8 protein-coding genes are annotated in these 9,851 nt (G+C 71.2%); 6 read left to right on the top strand and 2 right to left on the bottom strand.

Annotation, left to right across the window (positions count from 1 at the left end; translation table 11 throughout):
• A partial coding sequence (locus tag ACWC24_RS32555) for an acyl-CoA dehydrogenase family protein (RefSeq protein ID WP_450666488.1) occupies positions 1 to 630 on the top strand: 630 nt, incomplete at its 5' end.
• Positions 631 to 736: 106 nt separating this feature from the next.
• Here ACWC24_RS32555 and ACWC24_RS32550 read toward each other — a convergent pair.
• Positions 737 to 1,579 carry a tyrosine-protein phosphatase gene (locus ACWC24_RS32550; protein WP_450666487.1) on the bottom strand — a complete coding sequence of 281 codons (843 nt, stop codon included), beginning with the start codon at positions 1,577 to 1,579 and terminating at the stop codon, positions 737 to 739.
• A 167-nt stretch (positions 1,580 to 1,746) separates the two neighbouring features.
• Here ACWC24_RS32550 and ACWC24_RS32545 point away from each other — a divergent pair, with 167 nt between their 5' ends.
• The gene (locus ACWC24_RS32545) at positions 1,747 to 3,027 is read left to right on the top strand and encodes a PP2C family protein-serine/threonine phosphatase (protein WP_450666486.1); all 1,281 of its coding nucleotides are present in this window, start codon (positions 1,747 to 1,749) and stop codon (positions 3,025 to 3,027) included.
• 61 nt (positions 3,028 to 3,088) lie between these two features.
• On the opposite strand, the gene ACWC24_RS32540 is transcribed toward ACWC24_RS32545, so the two are convergent.
• Positions 3,089 to 3,670, bottom strand: coding sequence for a hypothetical protein (locus ACWC24_RS32540; protein ID WP_450666485.1), 582 nt, complete (start codon positions 3,668 to 3,670; stop codon positions 3,089 to 3,091).
• 277 nt (positions 3,671 to 3,947) lie between these two features.
• On the opposite strand from ACWC24_RS32540, the gene ACWC24_RS32535 reads away from it, so the two are divergent.
• The 4 genes from ACWC24_RS32535 to ACWC24_RS32520 all read left to right on the top strand — a co-directional run bounded on the left by ACWC24_RS32535 (position 3,948) and on the right by ACWC24_RS32520 (position 9,812).
• On the top strand, positions 3,948 to 6,950 hold the full coding sequence (locus ACWC24_RS32535; RefSeq protein ID WP_450666484.1) for a carbohydrate binding domain-containing protein: 3,003 nt from the start codon (positions 3,948 to 3,950) through the stop codon (positions 6,948 to 6,950).
• A 264-nt stretch (positions 6,951 to 7,214) separates the two neighbouring features.
• Entirely contained in the window at positions 7,215 to 8,228 is a 1,014-nt protein-coding gene (locus tag ACWC24_RS32530; RefSeq protein WP_450666483.1) for an ArsR/SmtB family transcription factor, read from the top strand.
• Positions 8,229 to 8,457: 229 nt separating this feature from the next.
• Positions 8,458 to 8,874: a hypothetical protein gene (locus ACWC24_RS32525; protein ID WP_450666482.1), complete on the top strand. Its 417-nt coding sequence runs from the start codon at positions 8,458 to 8,460 to the stop codon at positions 8,872 to 8,874.
• 77 nt (positions 8,875 to 8,951) lie between these two features.
• Positions 8,952 to 9,812, top strand: a complete 861-nt coding sequence (locus tag ACWC24_RS32520; protein ID WP_450666495.1) for a hypothetical protein — start codon at positions 8,952 to 8,954, stop codon at positions 9,810 to 9,812.
• The last annotated feature ends 39 nt before the right edge of the window (positions 9,813 to 9,851 follow it).

Here is a 9,851-nt window from a genome sequence, read left to right as displayed (position 1 = left end):
AAGCGCTCCAAGGGCATCAGCGCGTTCGTGGTGGAGAAGTCCGACGAGGGTGTCTCGTTCGGCGCGCCGGAGAAGAAGCTCGGCATCAAGGGCTCGCCGACCCGTGAGGTCTATCTCGACAACGTGCGCATCCCCGCGGACCGCATGATCGGCGAGGAGGGCACGGGCTTCGCCACGGCGATGAAGACGCTGGACCACACCCGTATCACCATCGCCGCGCAGGCCCTCGGTGTCGCCCAGGGCGCCCTGGACTACGCCAAGGGCTATGTCCGCGAGCGCAAGCAGTTCGGCAGGCCGATCGCCGACTTCCAGGGCATCCAGTTCATGCTCGCCGACATGGCGATGAAGATCGAGGCCGCCCGCCAGCTCACCTATGCGGCCGCCGCGAAGTCGGAGCGCGTTGCCGCCGGCGGTGGAGAGCGAGGCCTCACCTTCCAGGGCGCCGCGGCCAAGTGCTTCGCCTCGGACGTGGCGATGGAGGTCACCACGGACGCCGTCCAGCTCCTGGGCGGTTACGGCTACACCCGTGACTACCCGGTCGAGCGCATGATGCGCGACGCCAAGATCACCCAGATCTACGAGGGCACCAACCAGGTCCAGCGCATCGTCATGGCCCGCAACCTCCCGTAACGCGGCCGTACTTCCGCTTCACCGTCGCCCTCCGCCCGTACCCGCGGAGGGCGACTTCGGCCTTTCCGGGCCGGAGCGCACGGGCCTGGGCTGCCCCCGGAGGTGGTCAAGCGGCCGCGAAAGAGGGGGAGTCGACGGAGTCGTCGATTCCGGCGGAGTCCGCGACCGTGGTGGTGATCGGTGCCGGTCCGGCCGCTCTGACCGTCGCCAACCTGCTGCGGCGCCGCGGCGCTGCGGTGTCGACTGCGTCGTGCTGGAACGCCGGACGCGCGCGTATGTGACACAGCGTCAGCGCGCCGGCATCGTCGAGACCCGCGCCGTCAGGATGTTCGACGCATGGGGGCCGGCCGACCGGGTCCTCGGCGGTGTGCCGTCCGACGGCAGCCTGGAGTTCCGGGTGGACGTCGAGCATCGGCTTGTGGACCGCGGCCTGTGTCGCGGGCATGGCGGCCAGGGCGGCGGCGTTGACCGCCGCTCGGCAGGCGTCGGAGGACAGGTGCTCCGTCGTCACCGTCTCCCGCGGTACGCCGGGAGCGGTGAGCAGGGTGGCATCGGCCCGGCCGGTACGGTCCTTGCCCGCCGTGCAGTGCTGCGGCGTGCCGTCGGTGTCCGCGACGATCCCGGTGAAGACCTTGGAGCAGGCCGCCTTCGCGGTCGCGCCGGTGTGCTCGGACGTGGTGCGCGGGTCGTGGTCGACGCAGATGCCGAGCCGTTCGAGCTCGGCCGGGTCGGCGGTGGGCGGCCGGTCAGTGCGTCCGAGCGGTGGACGACCCCCGTCCTCACCCGGCTGCCGTCGGTGATGCGGGAGCCGCCCGCGTCGCGGACGTCGGTCGTGCCGTCCAGCTTGATCAGCCGTTCGGCGAGGTGGGGGCCGCCCCCGCCGTCGGGGCGGGGGCATCAGGGCGGCCGGCAGTACGGAAACGGCTTTGACGCGTGTCATATGGGGCATGGCCGAAATCGTTCGCCCACCCGAAGGGTGCCGGTGCAACGCCAGGTGGACACCGGTCGTCCAAGGGTGGGAATGATCATCGGAATCCGGCATTCCGTGTGCGTCGGCGCCGCACGGGCCGCCGGTGCTGGCGGGCGCGGGCCGGGGAGGGCTCGTAGATTGGAGGGGTGGAGATCCCGGCAGCCGACGGTGCGCACGCGGCCACGGGGGAGGTCGACTATCGCGCGCTGTTCGCCGCCACGCCCAGCCCCTACCTGGTGCTCACCCCCGAGCTGGTGATCGTCGGTGTGAACGAGGCGTACGGCAGGGCGACCGGACGGACGAGTGACGAGCTGATCGGCCAGTATCTGTTCGACGCCTTCCCCGAGAACCCGGACAGCCCGAATGCGGACGGGATGCGCAATCTGACGGCCTCCATGGAGCGCGTGCTGGCCACCCGGGAGCCGGACGCGTTGGCGGTGCAGCGCTACGACATCCCCGTGGCGAGCAGGCCGGGCCGGTTCGAGGAGCGGTGGTGGTCCCCGGTCAACACGCCCGTGCTGGGGCCGGACGGCGATGTCGCGTGGATCATCCACCGGGTCGAGGACGTGACCGCCTTCGTGCGGGCCCGCGGCTGGCGCAGCCGGTCGTCGGCCGGATCGTCGAGCGAACGGGCCGAGGGGATGGAGGCCGAGCTCTACATCCGGGCCAAGGAGCTCCAGCGGCTCAACGAGGAGCTGCGCCGGGCCCACGCCCGCGAGCGGCAGGTGGCCATCACCCTTCAGGAGGCGATGCTGCGCGCCCCCGACCTGGCCCGGCACCCGAACGTCACGGTGCGCTACCTGCCCGCCGTCGGTTCGCTGAACGTGTGCGGCGACTGGTACGACACCGTCGATCTCGCCAACGACCGGTTCGCCGTCGCGGTGGGCGACGTGGTGGGGCACGGCCTGGAGGCTGCGACTGTCATGGGCATGCTCCGAAGTGCGCTCTCCGCGGCCAGTCGAGCGGTCACCGGACCGGCGCAGGCCATGGAGGTGCTCGGCCTCTACGCCCGTTCCGTGGAGGGCGCGCTGGCCGCCACGGCGGTGACCGCCCTGATCGACACCCGCTCCCGCCTGGTCATCTATTCCAGCGCCGGTCATCCGCCGCCGGTGCTGATGCACGGGGACGGCTCCAGCGAACTGCTGGACCAGGCCACCGATCCACCGCTCGGCGCCCGGCCCGAACACGTACCGCGCCCGCAGGCCGGCACCGGCTACCGTCCCGGGGACACGCTGGTCATGTACACCGACGGTCTGATCGAGCGTCACGACGAGGACATCGACGTCGGTCTGAACCGGCTGACCGGTGTCCTGCGCGACTACTGCGTGGGGCTGGACCCCGAACGGCTCGCGGACACCCTTCTGGCGCGCCTGGGGGTCAGTCGCGGCGCGCGCGACGACATCGCCCTGATCGTCGTACGTCTGTGACGCCCGCGCGCACGGCCCCGGCGAGGGCCGTGCCCGCCGGGGCGGCCCGGTGCGCGTGGCCTCAGGGCCGGTCGTCGGCCGGATCGCGGCGCAGGGTGCGGCGGGCCGAGTCCGCCGCCCGCCGCGCGCGGGCGACGACCGCTGCCTCCTGGCCTGGCCGCCAGGTCAGGTCCAGCAGGAACAGCGCCAGCATCAGCCACGACGCCACGGCTTCCCCCCGCTCCCCGGAGTGCGTGTCGTACAGGGCCAGGACCAGGGCCGCGGTGGCGAGGGCCGCGACCGCCCACCGTCTGATCCGGTCCTGTTCGCGAACGCTGCGGAGGGCCTCGGCGTAGTCGATCACCGCGGGCGCCAGGCGGGGATCGCCGAGGTCCGCGCCGCGCCGGGTGGCCCGTACGACGGCTGCCCGGTCGGCCGCGTCCAGTTCGGCGGCCCCGGGCCACGCCCTGCCCATCCGTCTGGCCGCCCGGATGCCATGGAGGGGGCTCAGCAGCAGGAACACCACGGCGGCGGCGATCCAGGAGCCCGACTCGACGAGGGCGAAGGCGCCGAGGAAGAGCCCGATGGGGACGCCGGTGCCCAGCGCCCGGCGCGCCGGGCCGCCCTGCCACACCCAGCCCGGAGTCAGAACCACGGAGTTCATCGTGGCGATCGTCGATTCCGGAAGCAAACACCGGAACGGCGAGTTGGCGCGGTCGGGCGCCCGGCTTGCGTGAGGCGGGCGCCCGGCTCGCGCAGGACGGCAACCCGCCCTTTGTGAGACGGGCGCCCGCCCCGCGCAGGGCGGGAACGCGCTTTCTGCGGGAAGGGGTGCGCGATCCATTTACAGGACTGTCATGCACCTGTAGTTTCCGCTGCAACAAATTTCAGGAACTTGCCGGTTCTTCTTGCAACAAGGGGAAACCATGAAACCCGCACCCATGAGTCCCGGAAGACGCAGACCGCCGCGCGGAGCGCGTCTGCCGGTCCGACTGCGCCGCCCGCTCGCACTGATCGCGGCGGTGGCCGGCCTGTCAGGACTGTTGACGGGCATGCCGGACGCGAGCCCCGTCGCGCTGAGGACGGCGGCCGACACGTCGAACACGGCCACCGTCTTCTACTACACGAAGACCAAGAACTGGGCCTCCACCTACCTCCACTACGCCCCGGACGGCGGTTCGTGGACCACCGTTCCCGGCGTGGTGATGGAGGCCGCCTGCACGGACTGGGTGAAGAAGACCGTCGACCTCGGCTCGGCCACCGGCCTCCAGGCCACCTTCAACAACGGAAGCGGCACCTGGGACAACAACGGCGGCAACAACTACGCCCTGGGCACCGGCACCATCACCGTCAAGGACGGCGTGATCGCCCACAGCGACCCGTGCGCCGGCACCGGCACCGGCACCGGCAACCAGGCCACCGTGTACTACTCGACCGCCACGTCCGGCTGGACCACGGCCAACATCCACTACGCGCCCACGGGCGGCTCCTGGACGACCGTCCCCGGCGTCGGCATGGAGAGCGCCTGCACCGGCTGGTGGAAGAAGACCCTCGACATCGGCACGGCGACCTCGCTCAAGGCCGTCTTCAACAACGGCAACGGCGTCTGGGACAACAACAACAGCGCCGACTACACGATCCCGTCCGGCACCACGACGGTGAAGGACCGGACCGTCACCGCCGACGCCAAGGACCCCTGCGCGGCCCAGGCCCCCGACACCCAGGCGCCGACCACACCCGCCGGGGTCACCGCGAGCGCCACCGACACCTCGGTGGTGGTGAGCTGGAACCCGGCGACGGACGACACCGCCGTGACGAAGTACCAGCTCACGCGTACCGGCGGCACGAAGGGGAGCGTCGTCACCGATGTCGGCTCGACGGTGTACTCCGACACGGGACTCGAGGAGAAGACCACCTACACCTACACGGTGAAGGCCGTCGACGCGGCCGGGAACACCTCGCCCGCCTCCGCCGCGGCCACCGTCACGACCGGGGAGAAGGCTCCCGCGCCGGCCTCGGGGACGCCGCTGGGCACCGACCCGCGCAAGGACCCCATCTACTTCGTCCTCACCGCCCGGTTCTACGACGGTGACAGCTCCAACAACCGCGGCGGCAGCCAGGACGTCAAGTCGGGCAACGCCGCCAACAACGACCCCATGTTCCGGGGCGACTTCAAGGGTCTGGTCGACAAGCTCGACTACATCAAGGCGCTCGGCTTCTCCGCCGTCTGGATCACCCCGGTCGTCCTCAACCGTTCGGACTACGACTACCACGGCTACCACGGCTACGACTTCTACAAGGTCGACCCGCGTCTGGAGTCCGCGGGTGCCTCGTACCAGGACCTCATCAACGCGGCCCACGCCAAGGGCATGAAGATCTACCAGGACGTCGTCTACAACCACAGCTCCCGCTGGGGCGCGAAGGGCCTGTTCACCCCGACCGTGTACGGCGTCCGCGACAGCCAGTGGAGCTGGTACTACGACGAGAAGAACGACGGTTTCGAGTACGACGGCCTGACGGTCGAGCCCAAGTCCGGGAAGTCGTACTACAACGGCGACCTGTGGTCGACCGCCGAGCCCTCCGGCAACACCTGCCTCAACTGGGGCAAGCCCACCGGCGGCAAGAGCGCCGAGGGCTACACCCTGTACAACTGCCAGTGGCCGAGCCCCACTTCGGGCATGTTCCCGAAGGCGTACTACCACCAGTGCTGGATCGGCAACTGGGAGGGCGAGGACTCGCGTTCGTGCTGGCTGCACGAGGACCTGGCCGACTTCAACACCGAGAACGCCACCGTCCAGAACTATCTGATCGGCGCGTACGACAAGTACATCGACATGGGCGTGGACGGGTTCCGCATCGACACGGCCGTGCACATCCCGCGCGTCACCTGGAACCGCCGCTTCCTGCCCGCCATCTACGACCGCGTCACCCAGCGGTTCGGCACGGACGCCGCCAAGAACTTCTTCGTGTTCGGCGAGGTCGGCGCGTTCGTCAACGACAAGTGGAACCGCGGCTCGGTGAACCACTCCGCGCAGTTCTTCACCTGGAAGGAGCGCAAGGACTACAGCGCCGACGACGAGACGGCCGCCATCGAGCAGTACAACTACGAGGAGCAGCTCGGCACCGGCAACCAGCCCACTTCCACCAACGCGTTCCTGAGCGGCAACAGCTACCACACCCCGGACCGCAGCCAGTTCTCCGGGATGAACATCATCGACATGCGTATGCACATGAACTTCGGTGACGCGCAGAACGCCTACAACAACGGCAAGGACTCCGACGACTCCGTCAACGACGCCACGTACAACGTCGTCTACGTCGACAGCCACGACTACGGCCCCAACAAGTCGAGCACGCGCTACAGCGGCGGCACCGACGCCTGGGCCGAGAACATGTCCCTGATGTGGACCTTCCGCGGCATCCCGACGCTGTACTACGGATCGGAGATCGAGTTCCAGGCGGGCAAGCAGATCGACTGCGGGCCGACCTGCCCGCTGGCGACCACCGGCCGCGCGTACTACGGCGACCACCTCGCGGGAAGCCTCACCGTCTCCGACTTCGGCAAGGTCGACTCCGCGAGCGGCGAGGTGGCCACCACCCTCTCCCAGCCCCTGGTCAAGCACCTGCAACGGCTCAACCAGATCCGCCGGGCGGTCCCGGCCCTGCAGTCGGGCCAGTACTCGACGGACGGCATCAGCGGCTCGATGGCCTTCAAGCGCCGTTACACCAGTGGGTCGACCGACAGCTTCGCCCTGGTCACGGTCACCGGCGGCGCCACCTACACCGGCATCCCCAACGGCACCTACCGGGACGCCGTCACCGGCGACGTCAAGACCGTCACCGGCGGCTCCCTGACCGTGGCCGCCCCCGGCAAGGGCAACCTGCGGGTGTACGTGCTCGACGGCCCCGGCAAGATCGGAAGCGACGGCCCCTACCTGAAGTGACACCAGCCTGAAGCGACACCGGTTCCACCGACGGGCCGGGTCCCGTCCGCACGGCACGGCGGCCGCCTCGCCCCACGGCGAGGCGGCCGTCCTCGGTCACGACGCCGACGGGGGCACGCCCCGAGGCCGCGCGCCCCGACCGACAGCCGTGGTCCGGCCGTGACGCGGTGGAGCGGCCGAATCGCCGTGTTGTCCCTGAGGCGGCCGTCGCACAGGCTGCTGCCGACCAGGACCACAGGCGCTTCAGGAGAGGGTACGGAAGCCGTGCTGCGTGTCCACTTCACCCCCGAGGACCTCGCGCGCGTCAGGATGGCGAGCGCGCCCGACCCGCTCTGGGAGATCACGTGCAGCCTGCACCGGCTCCAGACGTCGCGGGGCCGCTGGGCGTTCGCCGAGTGGTACCGCGAGACCCGGGCCGTGCTCACCGGCACGCCGCTCGGTGACGCGGTACGCCGGATGCTCGTCCCCGTCCTGCCCCGAGCCCCCTACCTCCCGGACTTCCTGACGCCGCCCGGGGCCGCCGACGGGCTGGACGCGGGTCTCGCGGCGATCGTCGACACCCCGCCCGACCGGGTCGCCCAGGAGATCCGGATGCTGGACGAGTGCAGCGGCGCCCCCGCCTGGGCCGCACGCCTGGTGGAACGCGGGGCCCGCGAGGAACTGGCCAAGCTCCTGCGCGCCTATCACCGGGCGGTGATCGCGCCGCACCACGACCGCATCCGGGCCTCGATCGAGGGCGAGCGCGCCCTGTGCGCCCGCGAGACCCTCGACACCGGCATCGAAGGTCTGCTCGCCGGACTGTCCCCGACCGTCCGCTGGCGGGCCCCGGTCCTGGAGGTCGACTACGTCGTCGACCGTGACCTGTACCTCGACGGCCGGGGGCTGCGCCTGGTCCCCTCCTACTTCTGCTGGAACGGGCCCGTCTCCCTGGCGGACGACACGCTGCAACCGGTGCTCGTCTATCCCCTGTACGGCACCCGGCACCCCGGCCCCCGCCGCCCCGCGGAATGCTCCCTCGCCGCGCTGCTGGGCCGCACCCGCGCGGCCGCGCTGCGCTCGCTCGTCCTCGGCGCGACCACGTCGGAACTGGCCCGCGCCCTGGGCATCTCGCCCGCCACCGCCACCCACCACACCACCGTGCTGCGCGACGCGGGCCTGGTCGTCAGCAACCGCCGCCACAACACCGTGCTGCACACCCTGACCCCGCTCGGCGCGGCGATGCTCCGCCGGACGCCGCCGGCCGCGCCCGACCGGTCGATCGCCACCGTCGACTTCTAGTCACACGCCACGGCGGGTCACTCCTCTCCAATACGCCCCACACGTCACATGAGCCACACCATCCCCACCCGCACCATCGGAGCAACGGCCTCCGGTCCTCGGCCCGGCTCTTTCGATACCCGTCGAAGGTCGTGGTCCCGCTCCGTCCGGCTCTGCGAGCGTGTCCGGCGTGAGCACGGCCGGGTGCGGCGGTTCGTCCCACCCGTGACGATTCGAAGCTGGGGGAACCATGAAGAAGGCCATCGTCGCCGGCGCGTTCGCGCTGGTGTCCGCCGCGACCTGTCTGGTGGTCGCACCCTCCGCGTCCGCGACGGCGAACTCGTGCGTGACGACCAAGATCCTCACCGGAGGGCCGGAGAGTGTGGGAACCACGGTCAGGAAGTCGTCCACCAGCACGTGCAGCGACCTGAACCTCACCTACTCCGACGACGCGTCGGCGAACGGATACGACGGTTACGCCGGCCGTCTGTACCACTCCTCCAGCGACAGCTATGTCACCTGCGACGCGGGCTATGTCTGGGCCAAGGACGGCAGCCACAGTGCCAGCGACAAGACGTACTGGCTGTGCACCGACGTCGCCGACAACGCGCTGTTCACCGTGGCGAGCGCCACGCACGGCGGCGACACCGTCCACATCACGCACTGACCCCGATCCCCGCCGCGGGGTCCCGTCCCGACCCGGACGGGACCCCGGGCGCCCCGCGAAGGAGAGGAGTGACCCGGATGCTCCGGGCCCGGTTCCTGGCGCGTACGGCGGTCGCCGCCACGGCCCTGCTCGTCACCGCGTGCGCGGGCGACCCCGCCGGGCCGGCCGACACGGCCGCCGGGACCGTGGCCCCCGCGCGTCTCGGCCGCACCCTGCCGGACGACCCCGTGCGCATGGTGCTTCCGGCCGTCGGAGCCGAGACCCGGTGGACCCAGGGACTGGACGTGTTCGGCCGGCAGGTGGGACGGGCCGCCACTGCCCGCTGCGCCGAGCGCAAGGGGATCGCGCTCCCGGACGACGTCCCGCCCGCGTTCATCCGCTTCTTCGAACTCCCCGACCTGGACTTCGTCGCCCGCCACGGCCTGAGCGCCAGCGCCCAGGTGCCCGCCCTCGTGCCCCCCTCGGGCGCGACCCAGACCGGCGGCGCGGCGGAGGTGAAGGACTGCCGCGCGGCGGGCACGAGGGCCGCCGACGCCGTACGCGACCTCTACGTCCCGCTCCAGCAGCAGTGGTTCGGCGAGCTGATGTCCCTGCGTGAGGACCCGGCCGTGCTCAAGGCCAAGCGCGGTCTGGCGGACTGCCTGGCGGAGCAGGACGTGTCGGCCCGCGACGAGCAGAGCTTCATGTCCATGGCGGACGCCCGCCAGCAGCGTGCGGCCCCCGCCGACCTCCCGGCCACGGAGCGCGCGCTGGGCAGCGCGTACGCCACCTGCATGCGCCCCGTCGAGGCCGTCCGCGAACCCGCACGCCTGCGCCTGCGGACCCGGTTCCTCGCCGAGCACGCCGCCGGGATCCGCACGCTCCGCACGACCCTCTTCCCCGCGCTGCGCCGGGCCGAGCGGGACTACGGCGTGTCCCTGGTGTTCCCCGAACCCTGACGGGACCGGCGCCTGCGCGCGCCGCACCGAACCCGATCG

Source organism: Streptomyces sp. NPDC001443, assembly GCF_053597355.1.
This window is presented reverse-complemented; position numbering and strand designations above follow the sequence as displayed.